Here is a 24,901-nt window from a genome sequence, read left to right on the forward strand (position 1 = left end):
TGTTTACATCTTCATCCATCTTTTTTGTTAAAATTTATTCATTTCCTTTATGGAGCATCTGTTAATGTCCAATCAACAGTACCTTCATATTGTTCACCTGCAGCAACAGTGTTCATAGCCGCAGCTGGAATTTTTAATCGAATGTTTGTAAATTCCCCATTCCAATAACCTTGTCCTTTTGTCGCAGGAGCATTCATGATAGAGGTAGTTGAACCACTACCAATAGATACCGTTGCAGCAACAGTAGGTGCTAAACCGGTAGAAACAACTGTACCAAGTGTTCCCGTTGCAGGATTGGTAATTTCTTTTAGCGTTTGTGACATTTCAATAGTTGCTCCAGTTAACGTTTTGCTTGCTCCAGTATCAATCAGATCATTTGTCAGCTTTGCTTCTAGCTTCCAGCCTGCATTTGTACCTCTCACATCACCAATACCCACATGTTTAGTTGCTGGATTAGACCCTCCTGTTCCACCAGTATTCGCAGCAGGACTTCCTTCCCAATTCGTATCAATATTGATAAACGTATTGGCAGTTACTGTTGAAGAAGGAACTGAGGTTTCTTCAAAATTGAATTCTCCCGGAATGTAAAGCAACCCAAAATCAGATGCAGGTGGTGTAGTTGGTCCTGTGGTTGGCGGAAGAACTAGATCCCCAGCTTTAAAGCTGACAGAACCATTCGATTGGCCTGAATAAGTTGCTGCATCTGCATAAATTGTTGAAGAAACAACTACTCCTACTAACATTACTGCACTCATGACACCTGTAAATAATTTTCTTTTAGTCATTTTTTTCTCCTCTTTCTATCCTTTGAATATACACATTTATATCTAACCCTTTTTTAATAAGAGTGGATATCTTTTTTATAACAAAACACAACGTGATAAAATATAAGTAATTTCATATTCGTTACCTTGGAATTAAGTTCACAATTTTCCAGCCAGATATCTTAGTCTTCTCTAGACTAAGATAAAACCAACAACTCCTAGCAGACAAGTTGATCTAGACCAATTATGACGGCTTTTGACGGCTTTTAAATTTTTGAGATAAAAAAAAGAGCCTATTCCAGTTATCCAATTGTTTGCTAAATCTGGAATTTAAAATGAATAGTACCGAAAAAAAAGAAAAAAAAGCCCCCAGAAAATGTCTTCAATTTTTTTGAAAACGATTTATCTGATTGCTTTTTCCATTTGGCTAATTACTTTCACTCGTTGCTCTAACAGCGCATCCACATAAGTATCAAGAGTCAATTGTGTTGAACTGTGTCCTAATAAGGCGCTTATACTTGAGATATCTCCCTTCATTTCAATACACCGTGTAGCAAAGGTATGACGCAATTGATGAAAATGAACATGGGATAACTGTACTTTCTTAGTGATTTTATGAAAATGATACGTTAATAATCTTGGTTCTTTAGGAAGCGATTTACATGAAAAAACATAGGGACCTGATGCTTCTTTTTTGTGGTTCTTTAATATGGTTTTAAGCTTCTTAGTCATAGGCACAACTCGTGCTGAATTTTCGGTTTTAGAATTTGTGTAGACAAGAGTCGTTTTACGTTCTTCTTGATTTGATAGGATACGTTGGTAAGTATGTCTTACGTGGATCACATTAGACTCAAAATCGATATCTTCCCATTTAAGAGCAGAAATTTCTCCAATTCTTAAACCTGTATGCAAAGCTAAAATAGTTGGAATTCCATTTCCATTCTTCTCTTTTAGTGCTTGTTCCTCCAAACTTCGTTGCTCATTTCGTGTGAGGGATTTTCTTTTTGTTTTCTTCTGCTTATTTATTTTCAAAAGCTTAAATGAATTGCTCTTAATTATCTTTCTTTTTTGTGCATAGTCTAGGCATTGAATGGTTATTCTAAAAATAGCTTCAATGGTAGAGTCCTTTAAACCTTTTTCTTCCAAATCCTTCAGTAATACGTGCCCTGTCTCAGTTGTTAATTCATTCATAGATTTTGTTCCTATAACTGGTGTAACATAATGATGCAATTTATATAAATAATTTGAGTATGTGGATTCTTTAACTTCTCTCTTTATAGTGGCTAGCCAGTATTCTCCCCATTCTTGGAAAGATAAAATAGTTTCACCTTGTTCTTCCCTCAAATTATGATACTTTGCCTTTAATGGATACAGTTTATTTCGGACATCATTTAGTGTACTAGCATATACATAACCAAACTTAGTTTTACCATTTTCCTTTCTGCCCTTCACGTACCGACCTTCCCATCGGCCATCTTTCCTTTTATAGATATTTTCTCCGATTCTCAATTTGAACTCTTTCCTTTCTGACGGCTTATTTGACGGATAAAAAAAACGGATTCCAAACGGAATTTAATCCGAAATAAAGATATTGTGACTTAAATTACTTTTTCAAATACAGAAAAGTAATGTTTTTCCGGATTTTTTGTTGCCAAAACACTATTTATCGTATACAATCATCAGTGAAAAATTAAAAATAGCTTAAAATAAGGTTTGAAATATCTTAGTCTAGAGAAGACTAAGATATTTCATTCACATTGTCAATTGTTTTTTCAACAAAGAATAACAAAGAAATAAAATTATTTCGTGGATTAATTGTTCAATAAAACATCATTTTCTAAAATTCATTAAACCGAAATAAAATTTCGCAATATTTAACACCTAAGTGCAATCTATATACTTTGCGAATCATGATAATTCATCGTTCTATTTCCATTACTTATAGAACGATATCTACAAAAAATACCCTCCCCCTCTTTTAGTGGGCAATCTACAAAAAAATAATACTTCCTCTTCGTAAGCACCATCTCTCAAGAGATAACTACCGTTCATGATTCAGCTACCGTTAGTTCCTTTATTCATAGAAGCAGAGGTAATCGTCATACCCGATATTTTAAGGTTCAGTCTGCTTCAACTATCCTCGCTTTATAGAAACGCCTTTTTGAATTCTTTTTCACTCATAATTATAAAAACGGTATCGCTAAATTTCATTTATCACTGAAATTCCTCTATCGATCAGCGGTAAATTCGCAATGACGCAAACTAAATATCTGGCAAGAGAAAACTCTAAATTTTAATGCACGCTTGGAACTCGAAGCAATAAAGACAGAGAAACAAGCCATTCATATTTCTAAATGAAACGATTTTTCACAAATTTGAAAACTCGTCTACCTTAAAAAAAATATTTAGGATATACTGGATCTATCTAACATTAGAGGGGTTTTGTGAAATGATCACATATGAGGATGCAATAAAAGACTTAAATAGCAGTATATTCCGGATGCAAAAACACGAAAGAATTAGAAAAAGATTTCTTCAGTTAACACGATTATCAACCTTGCTGTTTATCTTATTAGTCTCTATCTATAGCCTTTATTTAATCAAGGTTAAAGGATTTTCTTTTTTTAATTACGGTTTAGCCTGGTGGATTGCGATCTTTCTTTTAGTATTGGGATGGGTTGGCGAACTAGTTTTAGTATTACGAGGAACAAAGATGTATAAAGAATATCTAGTGAAAATACAACATGTATCTGATATGATCTATGAAACCTATGGCGAAACAAATCTTCACGAGATATCACCCTTTCTATCAACTCCTGAACAAACGAGAAATCCTGAATATCTTCATTTGTTTGAATATCTATTTTGGGATTTTGCAAAGGAGATTCAAGAAGATTACTTAAAACGTATTAATATTTATTGCTTTAGCATTGATACGATCCATGGTTTGTCAGATTTCTTAGATACCAAAGATATTTCTCAGCGAATTGGAGTAAAAGTAGCTCAAAAATACGATGCTGTTTATTATGATAGTATCAGTTTGGGGCAGGGTGAGGATGATTTCTTACAGGATTGCATTGTTATCTATACAACTAAAAAATGAACCGAATTAACTGAATTTTCTCCGTAATGAGAAAGTTTTCTGTCAGGAGAGTAAAAAGATGTATTTCTATATTTTAGTAATAATTTTAGTTGTCGCTTTGCTTGTTATCAGCTTTGAATTAGTGAAACGTTCAAAACTGAAGGCTGCACAGTTACTGGCAGTTCATGCTTTTCAGGAAGAGCATAACTTGAGCAATCGGGATCTAAAAATTTTCAAGGAAACATTGGGAGAAGCAAAATCGCAAATCAGAATAGCTGAAAAAGCAATGACTGGGATAGAAAATGAGCAGCAGTATTTAGACTCTGCTCTTACGGCAAGTAAAGAGATATTTAGATATTTGATGGATAAACCTAAAGATATTGTCCTATATGATAACTTTCTGTACCGAAGTTTGCCTGCTTTTTCGAATACTTTAGAAAGAAGAGCGGCATTCGAACAAACAGCAATTGATAGTAGCGAACTTACTACTACGCAAAAAGAACTAGACAAGATACTTATTGAATTGAGTGAATCCATTGTTACCGATTATAATAGATATTTGAAAGATGAATTAGAAGAAACTGTGATAGAAAAAGGAGCAGTTAAGTAAGGAGACCACGCATCTGGACAAAAAGAATAATTTTTCAGAAAAGTATGATCAACTTTTTGAAAAACCCAAATTAAAAATTCTACAAGAAAAAAAGCTTAGAAAGATGATTCTATTGGGAATTATCGCCATTGGCTTAGCGGCTGCAAGTCCCTTCTTGGCAGCTATGGTCGCTATGAAGGTGTCTGAAGGGATCGTAGCTATTTCACAAAAAAAACTTGATCAGATTGAAGCAGATCAACCCTTCACAGAAATTCCTATATTCAAACAAAACCTATCGATTCAATTCCCGCCTGACTATCAGAGAGTTGAAAAATATGATCTTAGCTTTAATGGAGGGAATCTTAATTTTGGCAATGGGTATACTCTTCAACTAAACGATTTTTCAAGTATAGAAAATCACTTGAACGAAACCACTCTCATCGCAACTAAAAATTATGATCCAGTCAACAATTTATTAATGATAAAAAATAGCATTACCCAATTTCCAATAGTCAATGACGGGAAAAAGCATATGTATGACAAAGCGAACGGATTTGAGACAGAACGGGTTACCGCTGTGCGGGTTACAGGTAATTTACTCGAGAGCGTAACAATGCAGAAAATGAAAGAGAGTGGCTCTTTCCTAACCCTATACCAACAAAATAATATCGGCGATGTAAAAACGGGGATAGTTATTAATGCTAGTCCTTCAAGTGGTTTATCTGATGAGTTGGGAGAAATTTCTCAAAGTTATGTGATTTTAACCAAATATTGGCTTTTTCCTGATGGTGTAGGCGTATTCGTCGATGTAAATGATCTATATTTAGGAAAACTGTCGGACGAAGACGATTTTGATCACCTTACAGAAAAAAAGTTGGCAGAAATCGATCGATTTACCAATAATACGTATACTTGGTTGTCAGAGCATTTTGAGATGAAAATAACCGATTAGCGATAGTAGATTGGATGCTCTAAAAGTCAATTTCTTACCAATAAAAATGACATACTACTCATTAGCAGGACAAAGACAACAATCGATAGCGTAACTAGTCCGTTTCATCCACACATTTATGGTTACAGTGAACAAAAAAAGCCAATCCTAGTCGCAATAGGGTTGGCTTTCGTATTGTAATGCGGTTCAACTATTTTCGTTTATCCTAACTGAACCAGCCAACACATTATTAGAGTTCATGGCTGATTTTGAGAACTTCTTCTTCCACCACGGCTTTGAGGTATAATTCTTCCATCTCGTCTTGCAATTCACAGGTGATCAATTCTTCGATCAGACTCTTTTTGCGCATTAGTGACAGGTAATGGAGCTCTTGAATGCGCCAGGCATATTTTTCCAAAAGCTGGAAGAGATCGGTTTGAATTGAGTAAAGCTGTTCTTCGCCAACCGCGATAACTTCGATCAGATCGTTGAGTTCGCTTTCGGTTTTGCATTCCTGCAGGCGATAGAGGTAAGCATTTTTAGTCATTTCATTGGAAAAGTCGAGGGCTTCGATTTTTGACTGAATGGCCGACTTGTCCAAAGTGTCCTGAGCAGTGACGGGCGGTCGTTTTTTCAGCTTGCCGCCGCTCATGATGTAGACTTCCCCATCGGCCAGTTTGATTTCTAACGAAGACACGAAAAACATTCCTTTCTGCGTCACTATGTATAGAGAAACGCACTAAAAGACTGGCTTTCAGTGCGCTTCTGGAGTGCTTTACACGCGGTATTTCTTACGCAGCATTGCGGCACCGGTAGCGGAAACTAATCCTAATCCGATTAGTGAAGCTGCAAGTGTTTCTGCAGAACCGGTCTGTGGGTATTGTTTGTCTGAAGTTCCGCCAGCTGTTGCTGGTACTGTTTTAACAGCAGCAGCCGTTTGAACGGTTCCAGTAGTTTTGTTCACTGCTTTGTCGACCGCTTCATCAGCAGCATCTTCTGCTTTGTCGACATCTACAGTATCTGGAGCAATGATTGACGCGTAGCCGTCAGCGTAACCTAATTGATAGCTTTCGCTTTCGCCCGAAACGTCGGCTTTCTTATTGCCGGCTTTGGCATCGGCAGCACCTGCGCGCAAACCGGCTAAGCGGTCTTCCGCAGCTTTGACTGCAGCTGTTTCTTCTTTGACTGCATTTTTAGCATCTGAAATCGCTGCTGTAGTTGATTTTACTAACTCTTCGTAGGCTTGCTTCGCATCTGCAATAGCTGCTTTTAACTCATCAACGGTTTTTTGTGCTTCTGCTTCAGCAGCTTGAACAGCTGTCAAGGCATCTTTTTGAACTTGTAATTCTGCTTCAGCTTCCTTGATTGTTTCCTTTGCAAAATCAATAAATGGTTGCTGTTCAGCAGTAACGGTGTCTACTTCTGCTTGGGCAGCTTCCAAAGCAAGGTTTGCTTCTTGTAGAGCTGTTTCAGCTTCATCAATTGCTGGTTGTTTTGCATCAATGGCTGCTTGGGCTTCATCGATGATGGCTTGAGATACTGTATTTACCTCTGCTTGCTCTAACTCAGCAGCATTCATTTCAGCAAGTTTGTCTTCTTGATTCAAGTTTGCTTCTTGAACAGCTGTTTCGGCTTCAGTGATCAATTCAGTGGCTTGGTCGATAATTGCTTGGGCTTCAGCAATTTTTTCGTCAGTTAATTGATTAGTTTGCTCTTGAGCAGCTAAGGTATTTTGCAATTCAGCCTCAGTTGTACCGATAGCAGCTTCAGCAGCGGCATAGGCAGCTGCGGTGTTGTTTAGTTGTGTTTGGGCAGCTGCTACTGCATTAGTAAGAGTGTCTTTTTCCCTTTGAGAATAGTCTAAAAATTCTTGCTGATTAGCAATTTCTGCTTGCGCTGCTGCGATCGCTGCAGCATTGGCTGGGTCTGTTGGATCAAGACTTTTAATAATTTCTGCTTGAGCAACAATTGCTGCTAGAGATGTAGCAATTTCATTGTCCAGCATTGGTGTCATAGATGCTAACTCGGCTTGTGCAGTATCATAAGCTGCTTGCGCTGCTGGCAATTCAGCGGCCAAGATATTAAGGTTATTCACTGCATCTGCTGCGTTGACCTGTGCTTGAACAACTGCGGCTTGAGCAGCATCTTTTTCGGCATTTGCTTGTGCAATTACGTTGTCTTGATCGTTAATATTCGCGATAACTGCTTCCAATGCAAGATTTGCTTCTTGAATAGCTGTTTCTGAAGCATTGAACGCTTCTTTAGCCGCTTGTAACTTCGCCTCAGCATCGGCAATCGCTTGCTTCGCTTCATCGATAGCTGGTTGCTGCTTTTCTTGTTCAGCGTTCCAGTCAGCAATTGCTTCATCCAATTCAGCTTGCGCAGCATCGACTGCTTCTTTCGCTTCGTCAGCGATAGCTTGTTTTTCGTCAATCAGCTTTTGTGAAGTATCAATTTCATTTTGAGCCATAGCGACGATTTCATCGTATTTTTTCTGAGCGGCTTCCATTTTTTCTTCTTCAGCTGCCACTGCTTCTTTCGCTGCTGCTAATGCTTCTTTGGCTGCTGGCATTTCAGCCTTTTTATCTTCGATGGCTTGTTTGCCTGCTGCTAATTGCTCTGGTGTTTCTTTTTCCAATTTGGCTAAAGCTTCTTGGGCTGTGGCTAAGTCAGACTTAGCCTGTTCTACTCGGTCTTTGGCTGCTTGCTCTAGCTCGACAAATTTGGTTTCGTCAAAGCTTTTTTGTGTTTTCTCCGTATTGTCAGTTGCTTCAGCTGCCTGGCTGACAATTGGAGCTGCAGCTACAGAACCCAAAGTAGCAGATACGACAAGTGAACTAATAAGTTTCGTCTTTTTCAATGATTTCTCTCCTTTTTTTGAAACAGTCTCATTTAAAATCTTTAGCGAAATTCGCTAACTCCCCCATTTTTTTGGTGCCTACAGTGTCTTTTCATCAACCAGCCCCTTCACTTCATATTTAGATTTATAAACAATTCGCCAGCAGTGGCTCTGGTGAATGTTATCTAGCCGTTTTAGCTCGTGCTTTTTGCGAAATACTTAAGTGCAAAGCAAGAGAATCTTCATGCTTTTAAATAACGCTCATTTATAATAAAATAGTGAAATAAACCGGCAGATCTCCTTCATTCGCTTCCTAGTTTGAAAAAGACTAGGGAAGGGAAATAAAGGCTTGCTGCGGGTGGCTTTAGATTGGTTGTTGACCATTTTTGACGGCTTTTATTTTGTGACAGGTTTGTTGAGGGAGAAAAATTACTAGAAAAACGAGCAGATTCGTTTCTAATTTAGTTTACATAATTTTGCAAGCGTTTACCTAGAGAAAGCAAAAAAGGGGAGACCTATCGGGGAATAGTTTTTTTGAAAACGGTTTACTAGGCGGCAGCCATTAAATGAATCGCATGAACCCGCTGCTCGAGCATCGCATCAGTATAGATATCCAGCGTCATCTTGGCAGATGCATGACCTAATAAGGCACTTACCGAGGCGATATCCGCCCTCGCTTCAATACACCGAGTAGCAAAGGTGTGGCGCAGCTGATGAAAGTGAATCTGATTCAACCTTGCTTTCCCTCGGAGTTGATGGAAATAGCGAGTTAGCAGGCGCGGCTCACAGGGATGACCATTGACCGAGAAGACAAAATGATGATTCGTCTGTTTCTGTGCTTTCAACAAAACCTTCTTCAGCTTATCTGTGATAGGGATCACCCGTTTAGATGAACGGGTCTTAGCTTCGCCGTAAACAAGCTGGCTCTTTGGGCCTTCATCTGTGAAAGCAGCCACCCGTTGATAGGTATGTCCTACATGGATTAGATTGCTGTCGAAATCGATATCCTTCCATTGTAAAGCGGCTATTTCACCAATCCGCATGCCGGTTTGCAAAGCCAAAAGTATCGGTAATCCTTGTGCTGCGGGAACTTTTTTTGCTTCACACTCCAGACTTTTTTGCTCCTTTTTAGTTAGAGCATGAACCTTACTTTGAGATTTGCGCGGCAGCTGGACCTGTTGACAGGGGTTGCTGCGCAGCAAATCTTTTTGGACCGCCTGATTCAGACAATTGCTTAAAATACGAACTATGACTTCGATGGTTGAAGGGCTCAGCGGCTCGCTCTGCAGCTGATCAACCAGCTGTTGCAGGCTTTCTTGTGTTAATTTGTTCAGGGGTTGATTGCCGATTTTCGTTAAAACGTATTTGGTCAACTTGTGGTGATAGTTCGCATAGGTTGCTGGTTTCCATTTGCTTTGAAACTCAGCTAGCCAAACAGCAACCCATTCTGACAATGGGATACTGCCAACCCCCTGCAACTGAATGATCGTTTGGTATTTGATTTTATAGGGATAAAGCTTTTCCTTCACTTCTTGATAGGTCTCCCCGTAAATTGATCCATATTGAATCCTGCCATCAATGGTTCGGCCTTTGCGATAACGACCTTCCCAACGTTTATCCTTACGTTTATAAATGTTTTCGCCTCGTTTGCTCACTGCTAGCATCTTCCTTTCTTTTTGACGGCGGAACTGACGGGTGATAAACCAGTTCCCCCTCCTGTTAGGTCATCTATTTTGACTAATTCATTTCAATATTTATAAAAAAATAGGTATTTTATAAATAAAACTGTTGACCTGACTAAAAAAACATACTACAATTTAGATGACTTTATTCAGCTTCACTTAAAAAAACGACGATAGCAGCCGATCAACGTCGTGGTTTTTTTCATACCACGAAGTAAAATTGAGAAGTCCAACACTAAAAACGCTGATACAAAAGCTTTAAAAAGATTTTCTATAAACCGTATAAATATTAACGTTGCTTTTAGCAAAAAAGCTTTTCCATTAAAAAACAACAAAAAAATCTCTCTTTGACTATCAAAGTCCAAAGAGAGATTTTCCTTTTTCAGCAAAAACGTACACAAGCAACTGCCGATTCTTCTTATTTTTTACAAATAAAACATCTTATATATTGTGGTATTTTAATTATTTCTTTCACTAAGCTACTTGTTCAGAGTGAGCAGTAATCCAGAATTCAAACAGCTTTTTAGCCTCCAAGCGAATGTAACACAATCCTACTATAAGATAGATTATGTTGCCTTCAAAACGTATAAATAAAAAAGCGGCTTTGTTACTTTTAGATTTAAATGGCGGTTTTCTTTAAATATAAATGACGGCCTTACAAGCTAATGACTGAGGTATCTCTTGTTGCTTCTACTACATCCATGGTAATGGTGTTTAATTCATCAATCTTCAATATCCGATGGATTTGAAAAAATAATTGGTGTAGCAATCCAAAGTTACCTTTCGTGATTTTTATGATGTTAGTTATAGCTTCGTAATCTGAAAGTTCTTCAAGTTTAAGATCCATTCTAAGACCAGACCACTTATATTCAATAATATGATGTGTTTCATCTTCACTTAGATTGTGCAAATCCGATTCTAGAATAAAGTTGAGGGTATCTACTTAATCGTTTTTCTATACCATACATGCTAATCAAGAACAACCGTTTTTTCTACTTATATTACGCTTTACTGATCGTCTTCTGGAACGTTTCTGCTGTTATATATATCATCACTAATCTTTAATGGGTGTCTGTGTCCGAATTTTTTCATTTCCACGAGAACGATTTCTAGCTCTTTACCTTTATCAGATATATTATAAATAGTCTTTGGTGGAATGATATTATATGTCGTTTTTTCTATTAATCCATCACCTATTAATTCTTTTAGCTCTTTACTTAGAGTGTGAGCTGTAATTCGATTTAATAATCGGTGTAACTCATTAAATCTGTGTTCTTTATTTAATAAATGATAAAGAATCAATAGTTTCCATTTGCCACTCACAATAGCTAAAGTATTTGCCATATCGCAATTACACTCAATCATCTGTTCATATGTCTTTCTCATTTTTAAGCTCCTTTCAGGTATCTTTTTTGACAGTATTGTCCTAATAATACTTCGGCTGTATACTTGATGTAAATATCAAGGAGGAATTTTTTAATGAATAATTGTATAAAAAAAATGGAAGACCACGTTTCTGTCAGAGATTTTAAAAACATTCCGCTATCTCCAGAAATCAGAACAACATTGATAACTGCAGCGCGTAGTGCGTCGTCTTCCCATTTTGTTCAAGCTTTTTCAATTTTAGAAATTACTGATAAAGTATTAAGGGAAAAACTATCTGAAATAACTGAAAGTTCATCCTACGTAAAAAATACAGGAACTTTTTTTGTATTTGTAGCTGATCTATATAGACAATCAAACTTGTTAATCGAGAATAACAAATCATTAGACGGATTAACTAACATGGAATCTCTAATTGTAAGTATAGTTGATACATCAATTGCGGCTCAAAATATGGCAATAGCTGCCGAATCCATGGATTTAGGTATTTGTTATATTGGCGGTATTCGTAATGATGTACGAAAAGTTTCACAATTGTTAAAATTGCCAAAATATACACTTCCTTTATTTGGATTAACAGTAGGGTTTCCCTCCAGTAAAAATCAAGTCAAACCTAGACTGTTAGAAAAAAATCAAATTAGTGAAAATTATTATCCTAAAGAACAATTTGTTGATTTAAGTGACTATGAAAAAATATCTAGGAAATATTATAGTTCCAGAGAAAATAACCAAAAACAAACATCATGGCTTGACAGTAATATTGATTATTTTGAAACTATCAGAAGACCCGAGATCGCGGAATTTTTAAAGGAACAAGGGTTCCAACTAAATTAACTACAATTGGAAAGATACTTCACTGGGCTGTCTTACTTTTGAGGAAGTTTTCTATTTTGCTGAATACGCCGTTTTTAACAATTTTCTTTTAATTAATTCCAGTAACTATCTTGTTTAAAGCGAAAAAAAGCACTACTCCTAGCCGAGTAGTGCTTTTGTGTGCCGTAGCACAGATCAATTTTTTCTCTTCGCACGTTCGTTATAGCATATGATTTTTAAAATGTTGATAAGGTTGCCTTTCATAACTAGTTTACAAAATTATCTTTCCATTTTCCAACCGATATCCATAGATGGCGATCTCGCTGCTATTCCATAAGTATTCTTACTATAACTTCTTTTGTGATAGTACTACTTCTATTTTCCCGCTACTACTTGCCATCGGTGCTATCCTTGCTTTCATTTTAGTCTCTGAAGGATTGTTTGATATTATTGGGGTTCATTTTAAGAAAAGAACCTGCTCAAAAATCTGACCTTGTAAGACTTTCGAACACCTCAAAACACATACTTTCGATAGTCAAAAAAACTCTCTTTGAATATCAGAATTCAAAGAGAGCCTTTCTTTTTTCGGTAAATCAACTACTGATTCTTCTTATTTCTTGTAATGCTTATTTCTCCCACTCAACTACTTGCTCAGGGTGAGCAGCAATCCAGTCCTTCGTTGATCGCCAGCAGGATACTTTCTATATCATCCTTGGTCCAGTGGAAAAAGACGAACAATAGACTAGCGGCAAAGCTGTGGTACTGCCCTTTTCGGCCAACAACATGCCAACTTGGCCTTAGGTGTCAGGTTGCTCGCATATGAAATGCTTTTCAACTGGAAGACTCTCCTTCTACCAGCCGGCTAATTAACGCTAATGCGTAATCCATTGAAGGGGTTCGCCCGGTTCCACTGTTCCGTAATTAATTGTCGTTGTAATCTCTCCCGTTTCTGGGTTAGTAGGCTGGTCAATGTAGTACAAATAGCCGTTCTTCCCATACCTTCCGAGTTTGGTTTGGTCGGAGTATTCGTTAGCCATGCTAATATTGACAGCTCTTACTGCAATTACCACTTCTTTACTCCCAGCAAAAAGCTCCTGTTCCCATAAGTATTCACATTCGATATTCAAAAAGCACTCTTTGATTTGTGGTGCATTGACTTTTGACGCTTTTTCCGCAGTTAAACCAGAAGCAGTGATTTCATCTGTTTCAAACTGATTATTCCCAATCGTTTTAATACAGCGATCATAGATTTCTTTTGAGGGAAAGTTTAAGACACATACTCCTGTTTCTTTTAGTGATTGATACATATGTCCTTCTTTATCGACTTTTCCTAGCACACAGATAAAGTTGTCCAAGCCACTTCCCATAAAACTAGACCAAGAGTGCAGACAAGCATTTTCCTTACCGTTGGATTTCCAGCCCGTAACAATAAACACCGACTGTGGAATGGATGTAACAAAATCATACCAAGACAAGTTGCCGCAAAATGCCACGTATTGCTCAATATCATATCCAGCAAGTTTCTCTGGCCTATCAAACATAGATACTTCTTTTTTCATAATGAATTCCTCCTCCTCTTTATTTAACCTAACACATGCAATACGACAACTGTATGTCGTATTACTCATAGTGAACTAAAATGTTTTTTGCATTTTTGCAAACCTCATCAATTAGTTCAAGAGGTTCTATAACCCTTACGGCATCCCCATAGCTTAATATCCATTGGGTTAAATGGTTGCGGTTGGTAAAAACGTTCTCAAACCGCAACTTACCGGATTGTTTATCGAATGTTATACATTCAGGACCATATTCATCGATCAGTCTATATTTTACGCTAGTGTCAAAAAGAGCGATTAACTTTATATCATCAATCCAAATATAATCGTCAAAATTGAGTTGTTTTTCTGAGATAAACCTTTCCTCATAATTTGTTTGTGCATTTTGTAATTCGCTCAATCGATTTAATTTGAAAAGTCTATAATCTTGCTTAGCAAGGCAGTATCCGTAAACATACCATGCAAGCCATCTGAACATAATGTAGTAGGGTTCAATAACACGTTGGCTCTCCCCCTTTTCAGAATAGTATTGAAAAGAAATTAGTTCTCTATTGCTAATAGCCTGTTTTATCACATCAATTTTTTCAGTTAGGCTCTCTTGATGAAAGGAAGATAAATGAATAAGTACTCTATTTTGGTCAGAGAGGATCGTGCTTCTTTCATTAGTGAGTTTTTCCATGAGATTTTGAGAATAAGTATCTTTTGAGATGCTATCAATACTCTTTAGTCCCATAAAAATTGCACTCAATTCTTTTTCTGTCAGTATTGTTTTATTAATTTTATAGCCCTCTGCAATAGAAATCCCTCCACCATATCCTTGCATAGATACAATAGGGATACCGGCTTTACAGATGTTATCAATATCACGCTGGATAGTCCTGCATGACACTTCAAATCGCTCTGCTAATTGTGCTGTTGTTACTTTTTCCTTTTGCAAAAGAATTGTAATGATACCGATCAGTCGGTCTATTTTCATACGCTCACCTCCAAACTATTATAACATTGGAATAGGACACTTATATGTCTTATTCCTTTCCCAATTATTTAGTCTTTTCGCTAACCGGCAAACAGTGCGCTATCACAATCAAAGCACCTTCCCTTTATTCAATAGGTGGCGCTTTGTGTAAATGTGATGGCTTCTTGTATATCCCTATCCCGCGCAGGATAAGGGGGTTGCAGCCTTACTGTAGGATATAAAAACTTGACCTTTTCCTACTTTCGAATACCTCAAAACACCTACTTTCAATAGTTAAAAAAAAGCTCTCCTTGAATATCAGAATTCAAAGAGAGCCTTTCTTTTTCAGTAAATCAACTACTGATTTTTCTTATTTCTTGTAATACTTATTTCTTCCACTCAGCTACTTGCTCAGGGTGAGCAGCAATCCAATCCTTAAAGAATTAAGCATTGTTCGTTTTTAAGCCGGTTCTACTTCTGATTCTACACAGAAAAAAGAGCACATATCTAAACTTCAAACAGCTTTTTAGCCTCTAAGCGAATGTAACACAATCCTACTATAAAATAGACGATGTTGCCTTCAAAACGTATAAATAAAAAAGCGGCTTTAAGGAAAATGAATCCCCTCTAAAACCGCAAGGAACAGAGCTGATTTTGCTAATGTCACACAATCGGATTCTGTGACATTTACTGATAAATTATCTATTATACATTAAAACTGCTATTTCATTAAAATTCCCACTTCTCTTCAATTATGGTAGAATCTTTCCACTCTTTGTTCTTCTTAGAGTTCACAAGTTTAAACCCAGCTCTATCGTAAAGCGATCTGGCTGCACCTAATTCCCCGACAGTCCATAAATGCATATGATCTATATTATTTTCTCCAGCATATTCCATCAGAACATTTACAAGTTTCTTCCCAATTCCATACCCTTGATAGTTAGTATCGATTACAAACCACCTAACTTGCCAGCCTTCGTCTGAAGGAACTAAAGAAATGCTACCTACATCAACACCATTTACATTTGCTATCCAACTAACTCCATTCAAATGGTCTTCCATATATTTAGCAAGGGACAAAAAAACATATTTTTGAAAATTTTCCTTATATCCCATTCTCGTGTATATCTTACAATGCAGATCTGCAATAAATCCCATATCTTTTAAAACTGCTTTTCTAAGTTTAACAGACTGATTCTTTTTTATGGTATTCACAAAACTAGTCATGGTTGAACTTAAAATATCTCTTTCCTGAGCAGTGTAAGTATTCATTTCTTTAACTAATTCTTTTTGGACAAATGAAACTTGTTTTAGATGCATCTCTTTTCCTTTGGGTGTTAACTTTAATAATTGGGAGCGATTATCCTCTACATTATCAATACGACAAAGGACACCTTCTTTTTCAAGTTTAGACAACAACTTACTTAACTGACTTTTATTAATATCTAAGCTTTCCACAATTGACTTTGAACTTATTGGTCCATTTTCAAATATTTCCGTTACCACATTTGACTCGACTAACGAAAAAATTGTCCCATAAAGAGTTTTGTCAAATCGACTCAACAGATTTGCATAAAATCTATTAAACGAACGAAATTGATCTACGAATTTTTTTATTTCCACACTATCACTCCTTTTAAGTAATATAGAATATTTAGTTTGCAATGTCAACTAAATATTCTATATCAGCCTTGAGAGTGTCACACAATCGGTTTGTGTGACATTTATTAAAAATGAAATGTAAAAGTTCATCTTTTAAAATTTCACTGACGTTTTCTTTCTATGTTAAATTACCCTAATTCAGATCTATCAATTTGAATTAGGGCTCTATTGTCTTAAGTTAATCGAAAATGGATTTTGACACGGGTTATTGAACACGAAAAAGATTCTTCTTGTAAAATCAAAACTATCCGTGGTAACGGGTGGTTTGCTCTTCGGCTGAAGGCCTCTTCTACCGACCATGTCCTAAAAGGCCTTCTGAAGGAGCTTCCTCCCGCACCACTATTTCCCACTGATTCTATAAGAATCTCGGGTTATTTCTTTTTGTTTTTTCTCCTGTAAACGGATCATATTCTTCAAATAATGTTAGCTGATCTGCTGCATAATCATCTCGTAATTGATTACGAATATATTCTGCTATCTTCTCCTTATTTCGTCCTACTGTGTCCACATAGTAACCGACACCAGAATTTTCGATTCCCATAACGATATTTTAGATTAGAATGACGATCGAAAATTATCAAACTACTTTTTCTTTTCAAATAACCCATAAATTGAGAAATACTTATTTTGGGCGGGATGCTAACTAGCAGGTGGATGTGGTCTTTACAAGCATTTGCTTCGAGAATTTCTGCTCCCTTTCGTTCGCATAATTCTCGAATAATCTCGCCAATGCTTTGTTTGTATTTTCCATGGGTAATCTGCCTTCTATACTTTGGGGCAAATACAACGTGGTGCTTACACCTCCAACTGGTATGTGATAAACTTTCTTTGGCCTTTTTCATAAGGGTACCTCCTAATTGTTTGCGAAGCGGGCGGGAAACCAGCATCAGTTTAACATTCTAGTTTTTTTTACTACCACGCTGGAAGCTCTCCTGAACCACCTGCATAGCAGGTGATTTTCATAGCGTACAAAAAAACTCTCTTTGAATATCAGAATTCAAAGAGAGCCTTTCTTTTTTTAGTAAATCAACTACTGATCCTTCTTATTTTTTCCAATCAGCTACTTGCTCAGGGTGAGCAGCAATCCAATCCTTGGCTGCATCTGTCGGATCTTGACCTTCGTTGATCGCCAGCATGACACTTTCCATGTCATCCTTGGTCCAATTGAAATTATTCAACACGTTGTAGACCTCTGGTTCGTCATCCTTTAACCCTTGGCGAGCAATCGTATGAATGGATTCTGCTTGGCCCATTGAACCCTTCGGATCTTCCAAATATTTCAACCCATATTTGGCAAACATCCAATGTGGAGACCAGCCAGTAATCACGATCGGCTGTTTGTTCTTAATCGCTTGACCTAACGCTACAGTCATCGCTCCAGAAGAAGAAGTAGCAACCTTCCAATCAGCTAGATTAGGATAATCTGTTAATGCTTTCTCTGCTGCATTTACTACTCCTGCACCAGGTTCGATACCTGTGATGGTTTTGTTGGCTTGGTCGGTTAAGTCTTCAATAGAATTAACATCCATGTAGTCTGGAACGACTAAGCCCAGCTTAGCGCCTTCAAGGTTCACACCTAGATCATCTACTTGATCCTTGTATTGAGCATATTGTGCTTTATGGGTGTTTGGCAGCCAGGCTGCTACCATTCCATCGGTTTCGCCTTTAGCAACTGATTCCCACATAATCGCATTGTCCAGTGGTGTCAGGTTCACTTGGTAGCCCATGTCTTTTAAGACTTCACCGACTACGTGAGTGGAAGCGACCTCTGTATCCCATTCTACATAGGATAAATTAACAGTGCCCTTAGTTGCATCCTTTGATCCGCCAAAAGCAACTGAACCAATAATTACGACTACCGCTGCAGCGGCTATCAAAATGCCGGTTTTTTTCTTGCTGCCAGCAGTTTGTTTGGCTTTTTGCTGCTTAGGCTTGTTGATGTTTTGGGTAAAGCGGTCAATGATAATCGCTAGGATAACCAAAGCCAACCCATTCACAAAGCCGTTACCAACCTGTGCACGTTGCAAGGCTGACAAAACGCCACGTCCTAGACCGGGTGCACCGATCATTGAAGCAATTACTACCATTGATAAAGCAAGCATAGTGGTTTGATTTACACCCGCCAAGATTGTGCTTTTCGCTAATGGTAATTCTAGCTTGAACAATTTTTGACTAGCTGTCCCACCAAATGAATCAGAGGCTTCTACCAGTTCTTTTGGAATTTGACGAATTCCTAAGTTCGTAAAACGAACAGTTGGTGGTAATGCGAAAATGACTGAGGCGAATACCCCCGGTACCATTCCGATACCAAAGAAGGCTACCGCTGGAATCAAGTACACGAAACCAGGCATGGTCTGCATAAAGTCCAGAATCGGTGTAATAATCGTCTTCGCTGTTTCATTTTTAGCCATCAGAATTCCCAATGGCACCCCAATTACGATCGAAATGACACTAGACAAAATAACTAGAGTGACCGTACTCATCAAGTCTGTCCATAAGCCTTGATTGTAAATAAACAACAAGCCAATCAAGGTAAACGAGGTCAGCCCCCATTTTTTATTTGAGATAAAGAAGGCCGCAACGGTAATTACAGCAATTAAAAGCAAAGCTGGGATAGACGTTAAAATGCCGGTCATGCCATCCATGACGAATTGTCCACCGTGCTGCAGGGCAGAAAATAGTCCTGCAAAGGTACTGGTCAGCCAATCAGTAAAGGATTCAACCCAGTCAGCAATTGGTAAGCTTTGTTGTAGGAAATTAGTCATTTGCAGTCACTCCTTCCAATTCCTCTGTCTGTTCATCGGTTGTTTCCGCTAGTGCTTCCAGCACACTGCCGCGGATAACTACACCTTCTAAACGGTTGTTCTCAACTACTGCTAATGGTGTTGGAGAGTCGAAAATCAGATTAAAGATGTCTGTTACCAGCATATCTTTTGGAATAGTGCGTACATTCTTATCAATAACATCCTTCAAGGATAAATTCTTTTGCCGTGCTTCCAGCGCTTTGTCGGCTGTCAGGCTGCCCTTCAGCATCCGTTTGCGGTCAACAGCTAAAAGCATGCTGACTTCTTCTTTACGCATCCGGTTCAAGGCTACGTTTGGTCCATCGATTTCGATATTCGTTGTAAAGGCTGGCACCATGATATTGGCTGCCGTTAGTACCTTGGAACGATCGACATCTTCAACGAAATCGCGAACATATTGGTTCGCTGGATTGGTCAGAATTTCTTCCCCGGTACCAATTTGCATAATTTCGCCATCCTTCATCAAGGCAATGCGATCACCGATGCGCAGTGCTTCATTCAAATCATGGGTAATAAAGATGATCGTTTTTTGCACATTCGATTGCAGATCCAATAATTCATCCTGCATTTCGCGGCGAATCAATGGGTCAAGCGCTGAGAAAGCTTCATCCATCAACAAAATCTCTGGATCATTGGCTAAAGCCCGCGCTAATCCAACCCGCTGCTGCATCCCACCGGATAGTTGATTTGGGTATTGATCTTTAAATGAGAGCAATCCGGAATTATCCAAGGCCTGCTCTGCTAATTTTTGGCGTTCTTCCTTTGGTACGCCGCGAACTTCTAAGCCGTATTCCGCATTTTCTAAAATGGTACGGTGAGGAAAGAGTCCAAAATTTTGAAAGACCATATTGATTTTATGGCGGCGAACCTCTCTTAGTTCTTCTTTATTCATTTTGGCTATGTCTTGTCCATCAATAAAAATCTCACCGGATGTTGGATCGATTAAACGATTTAATAAACGGATCATTGTAGACTTCCCACTACCGGAAAGACCCATAACTACGAATATTTCCCCTTCGTTGACCTCAAAGCTGGCATCATAAACCCCAACGGTTGCGCCGGTTTTCTTCAAGATTTCCGTTTTGCTTTTATTTTCTTTCATCATGGCTAGGGCTTGCTGCTGCCGCTTGCCGAATATTTTGGTTAAATGTTCTACCTTAACTTTACTCAAACAACTTCCTCCTTTAAAAAAAGTGACCACCATATGGTAACACCATGTGGTCACTTTTGTCAAAGAGAAAGTGTAAATTTTCAGAAAGCACGTGTAAAGCCCCTCAATTAAACAAATTCAATTGAAGGGCTGGCGTCAATTATTCGATTTCTGGCAGCTGATCAGGATAAAAAAGATTTTGCATTCGTTGAAAGCCTAATTCAGTGCTAACAAAGAACAAGGTGCAGCCGTTCGTCAGCTTCGCGTAGGGGCCTGGGGATAGAAGCAACTCGTCTTCATCTTGAATAGCGATGATGGTTGCTCCAGTTTCATGCCAAAGATTTAATTCGTTAACCGTTGCATTCAAATGCTGGGCCTCTTCTGTCAACTTCAACTCATAAGGAATAAACGGCGCGAAATTATGCACCCGTTTGGTTTGAGAAACCAGCTGATCCAGCAAATGGGAGAAGTTTTCCAGCTCCTGCTTTTGCTGCTCGACACTGTCCAATATTTCCTTTTTGATTTCCTGAATGGATTGAACATCTTTGTATTTTTCTAAATAGGCTTGGGCCTTCTCACGAGAAAGAACGTACGCACCACTGCCGTGACGAACCTCCATTATTTCTAAATCTACTAGCACATTGATCGCTTTGCGGGCTGTTTCTGGGGATACATTGAAGTTGCTCGCCAAGGTGGAACGGGCGTGAATTTTCTGGCCCACCCCATAGCGCTGATCAGCAATTCGTTCGGCAATCTCGACCGCAACCTGCTGATAGCGCGGCAGCCGCACATGTTTCTTATCTTTATCCATGATGGTGCCCCTTTTTACGTCATTTGGTAAAAGCATACATAGTTTACCCTATCCACGGATTTTTACGCAAGAGAAACCTTAATTTGTTAGTGCTTTCTATATAATATCTTGCTAAAAAAATGCCCAGTTGGAGGGTTTTGCCTCGCTTTTCGCTTCAAAAAGTCGTAATCTGTCACAGATTATATTTTTAGGGGGAGATTTTTTGTCATTTATCATGGGGATTATCGGTCTTTTATTGGTGCTGGGCTTAAGCTATGGAATCAGCACGAATCGCAAAGGAATTCAGCTGCGGCCATTGATCGTGATGCTGGTATTGCAATTTTTATTAGGCTTTCTTCTGCTGCGAACAACCTTCGGAACTACCTTAGTCGGTGGCTTAGCGAATGTATTTGCGGCTTTATTAACGTTTGCTCACTCCGGAGTAACCTTTGTTTTTGGCGGAATTGCCAACAAGGGCAGTGCGCCGTTCTTTTTGACCGTACTGATGCCGATCGTTTTTATTTCAGCCATTATTGGAATTCTGCGCTACATCAAAATCCTGCCGTTTTTTATGAAATGGGTGGGCTTGGGTCTAAGCAAGATTAACGGCTTAGGGAAGCTTGAGTCCTACAATGGGATTGCCTCAGCTATTTTGGGTCAGTCAGAAGTGTTTATCTCGATTAAAAAGGAGCTGCCTTTCCTGTCAGAAAAGCGATTAACAACGATGAGTATTTCTGCGATGTCGACAGTCTCGATGTCGATCGTGGGCTCTTACATGGCGCTACTAGAACCTCGCTATGTGATTACTGCGCTAGTGTTGAACCTCTTCGGCGGCTTTATCATTTCGTCCTTGGTCAATCCTTATCAATTGGATCAGCAAGAGGACGAGCTGTTGATTGCGGAAGACGACCAGCAAACCTTCTTTCAAATGCTGGGAGAATACATTTTAGATGGATTCCATGTGGCTATTACCGTTGCTGCTATGCTGATTGGTTTCGTCGCATTGATTGCCATGATCAACTTTATTTTTAGCAAAATAACTGGACTGACCTTCCAAGAGATTTTGGGATACATTTTTGCACCCTTTGCTTTTATTACGGGAATTCCATGGGATGAAGCTGTTTCTGCTGGCAGCTTAATGGCTACTAAATTGGTGACCAATGAGTTTGTGGCGATGACTGAGCTGGCAAAGGGTTCTTGGGATTTTAGCGGACGGACGACTGCGATTGTCTCAGTTTTCTTGGTTTCCTTTGCTAACTTTTCTTCCATCGGCATCATTTCAGGTGCAATGAAGGGCTTGAATGAAGAAAAAGGGAATCTGGTTGCTAAAAATGGCTTAAAGATTTTGCTGAGTGCTACCTTGGTCAGCTTTCTGAGTGCCATTGTTACTGGGTTAATTTATTAGAGTAAAAAGCTTAAGGCCGCGACCTTAAGCTTTTTTTGTTCCACCAATACAACAGTGCCGGCATAATGATAAAGCCCATTATCATTGCTCCAATCGCCAACAGATTAAGGTGACGTTGACCGTTAACCATTTGGGTAAACTGAGCCGCCCAATCGAACTTAATCAGTAAGAAAATGGTAATGACAAAGCCCAGTAATGGCACGAGTACATCTGTCCACCAGTTGTGATGCACCTGCTGCAAAACAGGTGCATCAACTCATCCCCTAGCCTATAAAAGTCCTGGAAATTTGTCTGCTAAAACGACTCAAAAAAAACAGCCTCTGCTTTCACAGAAACTGTCGGATGCTACGGTTGTTCGTCTTCTTGCAAATCAAATTCGTAAGGTTCGCCCTCATAAAAGTAGAGGGTGTCAACGGTTGCCTCAGGATCACGAGCAACTAATTCTTTTCTAAAGGGGAAGCTTGATGGACGGCTGCTTTTTGTTTTGCTGCCGGAAAGCGTATAGCTTAACCTGCCATCCTCAGCAGGCAGGCTTAGCTGCGCCATTACATCATCAATCACGGTTTGTTCGTCAAAGTCTTCCTCTTTTACGGCTTTTTTATAGTCGTTGAAAAAATTTTCTTGTCCATCAAAATATTCTAATACCATTTTTGTTCCTTCCTTTCACTAGCTCTTTCTTTCATTGTAAAAGAAATCTCCAAAAAACGTTAATGAAAGGTATTGACCAAACAAAAGCTGGCTAATATAAATCCAGCAATCCTTCTTCAGTTTGATACAAAGGCCAGCTGCCTGTCAGCTCCAAACGAATCAGTTTCAGTTCATCGGGAGCCTCCAGCTTACGTAATTCACTGAGCATCGCCTGCATCAATAGCTGCTGTTGAAAAAGGTGTTCATTATTTGAAAGCAGGATATCCTGATCCAGCGCCTGCAAATATTCACGATGATTCGTACGCAGCAGCTTAAGAATTTTCTTCAACTCTCGTTCATCGTTACGACCCAGCTGGGGCTGATTGTTTGAGTCAGCAGTCAACCGCTTCTTATGAATCAAGAAGGTCGCAAAAATCAGCGGCTCCGGTGAAACAAGCTTATTGGGTTCTACTATGTTCCATTCATTTTCTAGAAGATCAATTACTAAAGTAAGTTTCATATGTACATTCGTCCTTTCCAGAACAGATTGTAGCATGTTTTCCAGCAATAGCCTTGATCTATTTGCGTATAATTAGTTATTTTTAACTATTGCTAACCGCCTCTTGTCAGCAGCCCAACTATTCACTATACTGCAAGAGGTGTCAGTCCAGCTTTTGGCACATTTTTTGGATTAAAGCTCTCTTCATGCCTGCCTGCTTCGTTGGATGGCAGACATCCGAAGACCATTGATAAATTTGTTTCCCTTATTTTGGAGGCAGCTCTAATTCTGCATTTGGCAGTCCCTCCTATTCTCAAGTATAATTAACAAGTAGACAAGCTATCGAAGTGAAGAACACAGGCTGAAAAGCTTGAACGAAAGAAAAGATAAGGAGCAGTTTTGTGAAAAAAAGTATGAAAATTTTAATTGGTGTTGTGATCGTTTTGATCATTGGCTTGGTATTTGCTGGTAATTATTTTTACAATTACGCTGTCGTTCCGGCTGAAAAGAGCTTTTTAGGAGATGGCAGCAGTGAGAAAACTGAAGAACTGCTCCAAGCAGAATCTTGGTTTACCGATAAGAATAATCGGACAACCTGGAAACTGACTTCGGGCGATGGTCTTGACTTATCAGCGATCTATTTACCTGCAGACAACGATGAAAAGAAGACGGCGATTTTGGCTCATGGGTATATGGGCAAAGCTGAGGACATGGCTGAGTATGCCGATCTTTACCATAGCTTAGGCTACAACGTGCTAGTGCCAGATGCTCGAGGTCACGGGTCCAGTGAAGGCGACTATATCGGATTCGGTTGGGATGAACGCAAGGATTACGTGAAGTGGATTCAAGAAGTATTGAAGAAGACTAACTCAGATGAATCGATCGTCTTACATGGTGTTAGTATGGGTGCTGCCACCGTTATGATGACCAGCGGCGAAAAATTACCGGAGAATGTGAAAGCGATCATTGAGGATTGCGGCTATACTTCTGCTAAGGATGAACTAAGCTACCAGTTGAAGGAAATGTTCAACCTGCCCTCATTTCCGTTAATTCCAGTAACCAGTCTAGTGACTAAGGTGCGCGCTGGCTACTTCTTTGGCGAAGCAGATGCTGTGAAACAATTGAAGAAAAATACAACTCCAATGCTATTTATTCATGGTGACAAGGATGACTTCGTGCCATTTTATATGCTGGATGAGGTCTATGCAGCCACCGACGCACCAAAGGAAAAATATGTTGTCGCCGGGGCTGGACATGCACAAGCCATGTCGAAAGACCCAACTAAATACAAAGAGACTGTCGAGAATTTCTTGGCTGCTCATCCGTAAAATAAATTAAACGAAGCGATACCACATTGATAGGTGGTTTTC

The 24,901-nt window shown here is 38.8% G+C and carries 21 protein-coding genes and 2 pseudogenes; 6 read left to right on the plus strand and 17 right to left on the minus strand.

Going from position 1 to position 24,901, the window contains the following annotated elements:
* Window positions 1-47: 47 nt before the first annotated feature.
* Together IGI46_RS03585 and IGI46_RS03590 are read right to left on the minus strand one after the other, a co-directional pair.
* On the minus strand, window positions 48-785 hold the full coding sequence (locus IGI46_RS03585; RefSeq protein ID WP_429972908.1) for a WxL domain-containing protein: 738 nt from the start codon (window positions 783-785) through the stop codon (window positions 48-50).
* A 381-nt stretch (window positions 786-1,166) separates the two neighbouring features.
* The gene (locus IGI46_RS03590; RefSeq protein WP_429972909.1) at window positions 1,167-2,216 is read right to left on the minus strand and encodes a tyrosine-type recombinase/integrase; all 1,050 of its coding nucleotides are present in this window, start codon (window positions 2,214-2,216) and stop codon (window positions 1,167-1,169) included.
* A 997-nt stretch (window positions 2,217-3,213) separates the two neighbouring features.
* Between IGI46_RS03590 and IGI46_RS03595 the strand changes: the two genes are divergently transcribed.
* The 3 genes from IGI46_RS03595 to IGI46_RS03605 all read left to right on the plus strand — a co-directional run bounded on the left by IGI46_RS03595 (window position 3,214) and on the right by IGI46_RS03605 (window position 5,387).
* On the plus strand, window positions 3,214-3,867 hold the full coding sequence (locus IGI46_RS03595; protein WP_429972910.1) for a hypothetical protein: 654 nt from the start codon (window positions 3,214-3,216) through the stop codon (window positions 3,865-3,867).
* Between the two features lie 58 nt (window positions 3,868-3,925).
* Complete coding sequence (locus tag IGI46_RS03600; RefSeq protein ID WP_429972911.1) at window positions 3,926-4,456, plus strand: 5-bromo-4-chloroindolyl phosphate hydrolysis family protein; 531 nt, start codon at window positions 3,926-3,928, stop codon at window positions 4,454-4,456.
* A 103-nt stretch (window positions 4,457-4,559) separates the two neighbouring features.
* The gene (locus IGI46_RS03605; RefSeq protein WP_429972912.1) at window positions 4,560-5,387 is read left to right on the plus strand and encodes a hypothetical protein; all 828 of its coding nucleotides are present in this window, start codon (window positions 4,560-4,562) and stop codon (window positions 5,385-5,387) included.
* 229 nt (window positions 5,388-5,616) lie between these two features.
* Here IGI46_RS03605 and IGI46_RS03610 read toward each other — a convergent pair whose 3' ends face one another.
* The 5 genes and pseudogenes from IGI46_RS03610 to IGI46_RS03630 all read right to left on the minus strand — a co-directional run bounded on the left by IGI46_RS03610 (window position 5,617) and on the right by IGI46_RS03630 (window position 11,273).
* Window positions 5,617-6,063, minus strand: a complete 447-nt coding sequence (locus tag IGI46_RS03610) for a hypothetical protein (protein WP_429964916.1) — start codon at window positions 6,061-6,063, stop codon at window positions 5,617-5,619.
* Window positions 6,064-6,141: 78 nt separating this feature from the next.
* A complete protein-coding gene (locus IGI46_RS03615) occupies window positions 6,142-8,226 on the minus strand; it encodes an LPXTG cell wall anchor domain-containing protein (RefSeq protein ID WP_429972913.1) in 2,085 nt (694 codons plus the stop codon).
* A 527-nt stretch (window positions 8,227-8,753) separates the two neighbouring features.
* On the minus strand, window positions 8,754-9,869 hold the full coding sequence (locus IGI46_RS03620) for a tyrosine-type recombinase/integrase (protein ID WP_429972914.1): 1,116 nt from the start codon (window positions 9,867-9,869) through the stop codon (window positions 8,754-8,756).
* Between the two features lie 673 nt (window positions 9,870-10,542).
* A pseudogene (locus IGI46_RS03625) lies at window positions 10,543-10,870 on the minus strand (AAA family ATPase); the annotation flags it as partial.
* 25 nt (window positions 10,871-10,895) lie between these two features.
* Window positions 10,896-11,273, minus strand: coding sequence for a winged helix-turn-helix transcriptional regulator (locus IGI46_RS03630; protein ID WP_429972915.1), 378 nt, complete (start codon window positions 11,271-11,273; stop codon window positions 10,896-10,898).
* A 93-nt stretch (window positions 11,274-11,366) separates the two neighbouring features.
* On the opposite strand from IGI46_RS03630, the gene IGI46_RS03635 reads away from it, so the two are divergent.
* Window positions 11,367-12,104, plus strand: a complete 738-nt coding sequence (locus IGI46_RS03635; RefSeq protein WP_429969598.1) for an NADPH-dependent oxidoreductase — start codon at window positions 11,367-11,369, stop codon at window positions 12,102-12,104.
* Between the two features lie 851 nt (window positions 12,105-12,955).
* Here IGI46_RS03635 and IGI46_RS03640 read toward each other — a convergent pair.
* The 7 genes and pseudogenes from IGI46_RS03640 to IGI46_RS03670 all read right to left on the minus strand — a co-directional run bounded on the left by IGI46_RS03640 (window position 12,956) and on the right by IGI46_RS03670 (window position 21,021).
* Complete coding sequence (locus tag IGI46_RS03640; protein WP_429972916.1) at window positions 12,956-13,642, minus strand: flavin reductase family protein; 687 nt, start codon at window positions 13,640-13,642, stop codon at window positions 12,956-12,958.
* Between the two features lie 61 nt (window positions 13,643-13,703).
* Entirely contained in the window at window positions 13,704-14,615 is a 912-nt protein-coding gene (locus IGI46_RS03645) for a helix-turn-helix transcriptional regulator (protein WP_207703976.1), read from the minus strand.
* 708 nt (window positions 14,616-15,323) lie between these two features.
* The gene (locus IGI46_RS03650; RefSeq protein WP_429972917.1) at window positions 15,324-16,217 is read right to left on the minus strand and encodes a bifunctional helix-turn-helix transcriptional regulator/GNAT family N-acetyltransferase; all 894 of its coding nucleotides are present in this window, start codon (window positions 16,215-16,217) and stop codon (window positions 15,324-15,326) included.
* Between the two features lie 394 nt (window positions 16,218-16,611).
* A pseudogene (tnpA, locus tag IGI46_RS03655) lies at window positions 16,612-17,098 on the minus strand (IS200/IS605 family transposase).
* 201 nt (window positions 17,099-17,299) lie between these two features.
* On the minus strand, window positions 17,300-19,021 hold the full coding sequence (locus IGI46_RS03660; RefSeq protein WP_429972918.1) for an ABC transporter permease/substrate binding protein: 1,722 nt from the start codon (window positions 19,019-19,021) through the stop codon (window positions 17,300-17,302).
* A complete protein-coding gene (locus IGI46_RS03665) occupies window positions 19,014-20,231 on the minus strand; it encodes a quaternary amine ABC transporter ATP-binding protein (RefSeq protein ID WP_278253139.1) in 1,218 nt (405 codons plus the stop codon). The genes IGI46_RS03660 and IGI46_RS03665 overlap by 8 nt, the downstream gene beginning before the upstream one ends.
* 139 nt (window positions 20,232-20,370) lie before the next feature.
* Window positions 20,371-21,021 (minus strand): GntR family transcriptional regulator, encoded by a 651-nt coding sequence (locus IGI46_RS03670; protein WP_429972919.1) that lies wholly within the window; start codon window positions 21,019-21,021, stop codon window positions 20,371-20,373.
* A 202-nt stretch (window positions 21,022-21,223) separates the two neighbouring features.
* Between IGI46_RS03670 and IGI46_RS03675 the strand changes: the two genes are divergently transcribed.
* Entirely contained in the window at window positions 21,224-22,405 is a 1,182-nt protein-coding gene (locus tag IGI46_RS03675; protein WP_429972920.1) for a NupC/NupG family nucleoside CNT transporter, read from the plus strand.
* 10 nt (window positions 22,406-22,415) lie between these two features.
* On the opposite strand, the gene IGI46_RS03680 is transcribed toward IGI46_RS03675, so the two are convergent.
* The 3 genes from IGI46_RS03680 to IGI46_RS03690 form a co-directional block, all read right to left on the minus strand.
* Window positions 22,416-22,637, minus strand: a complete 222-nt coding sequence (locus IGI46_RS03680) for a hypothetical protein (protein ID WP_429972921.1) — start codon at window positions 22,635-22,637, stop codon at window positions 22,416-22,418.
* A 113-nt stretch (window positions 22,638-22,750) separates the two neighbouring features.
* The gene (locus tag IGI46_RS03685; RefSeq protein ID WP_207703970.1) at window positions 22,751-23,053 is read right to left on the minus strand and encodes a hypothetical protein; all 303 of its coding nucleotides are present in this window, start codon (window positions 23,051-23,053) and stop codon (window positions 22,751-22,753) included.
* Between the two features lie 91 nt (window positions 23,054-23,144).
* Window positions 23,145-23,552: a hypothetical protein gene (locus IGI46_RS03690; RefSeq protein WP_429972922.1), complete on the minus strand. Its 408-nt coding sequence runs from the start codon at window positions 23,550-23,552 to the stop codon at window positions 23,145-23,147.
* 380 nt (window positions 23,553-23,932) lie between these two features.
* Here IGI46_RS03690 and IGI46_RS03695 point away from each other — a divergent pair, with 380 nt between their 5' ends.
* Window positions 23,933-24,859, plus strand: a complete 927-nt coding sequence (locus IGI46_RS03695; protein ID WP_429972923.1) for an alpha/beta hydrolase — start codon at window positions 23,933-23,935, stop codon at window positions 24,857-24,859.
* Window positions 24,860-24,901 lie beyond the last annotated feature (42 nt).

Source organism: Enterococcus sp. AZ163 (assembly GCF_050498925.1).
Lineage (GTDB): Bacteria > Bacillota > Bacilli > Lactobacillales > Enterococcaceae > Enterococcus_A > Enterococcus_A ferrettii.

Excerpts from the sequence above, each read along its gene's own strand:
- IGI46_RS03690 (WP_429972922.1), bottom strand. The coding sequence starts at position 23,552 with ATGAAACTTACTTTAGTAATTGATCTTCTAGAAAATGAATGGAACATA.
- IGI46_RS03630 (WP_429972915.1), bottom strand. The coding sequence starts at position 11,273 with ATGAGAAAGACATATGAACAGATGATTGAGTGTAATTGCGATATGGCA.
- IGI46_RS03685 (WP_207703970.1), bottom strand. The coding sequence starts at position 23,053 with ATGGTATTAGAATATTTTGATGGACAAGAAAATTTTTTCAACGACTAT.
- IGI46_RS03595 (WP_429972910.1), top strand. The coding sequence starts at position 3,214 with ATGATCACATATGAGGATGCAATAAAAGACTTAAATAGCAGTATATTC.
- IGI46_RS03585 (WP_429972908.1), bottom strand. The coding sequence starts at position 785 with ATGACTAAAAGAAAATTATTTACAGGTGTCATGAGTGCAGTAATGTTA.
- IGI46_RS03645 (WP_207703976.1), bottom strand. The coding sequence starts at position 14,615 with ATGAAAATAGACCGACTGATCGGTATCATTACAATTCTTTTGCAAAAG.
- IGI46_RS03605 (WP_429972912.1), top strand. The coding sequence starts at position 4,560 with ATGATTCTATTGGGAATTATCGCCATTGGCTTAGCGGCTGCAAGTCCC.
- IGI46_RS03670 (WP_429972919.1), bottom strand. The coding sequence starts at position 21,021 with ATGGATAAAGATAAGAAACATGTGCGGCTGCCGCGCTATCAGCAGGTT.
- IGI46_RS03660 (WP_429972918.1), bottom strand. The coding sequence starts at position 19,021 with ATGACTAATTTCCTACAACAAAGCTTACCAATTGCTGACTGGGTTGAA.
- IGI46_RS03640 (WP_429972916.1), bottom strand. The coding sequence starts at position 13,642 with ATGAAAAAAGAAGTATCTATGTTTGATAGGCCAGAGAAACTTGCTGGA.
- IGI46_RS03600 (WP_429972911.1), top strand. The coding sequence starts at position 3,926 with ATGTATTTCTATATTTTAGTAATAATTTTAGTTGTCGCTTTGCTTGTT.
- IGI46_RS03620 (WP_429972914.1), bottom strand. The coding sequence starts at position 9,869 with ATGCTAGCAGTGAGCAAACGAGGCGAAAACATTTATAAACGTAAGGAT.
- IGI46_RS03635 (WP_429969598.1), top strand. The coding sequence starts at position 11,367 with ATGAATAATTGTATAAAAAAAATGGAAGACCACGTTTCTGTCAGAGAT.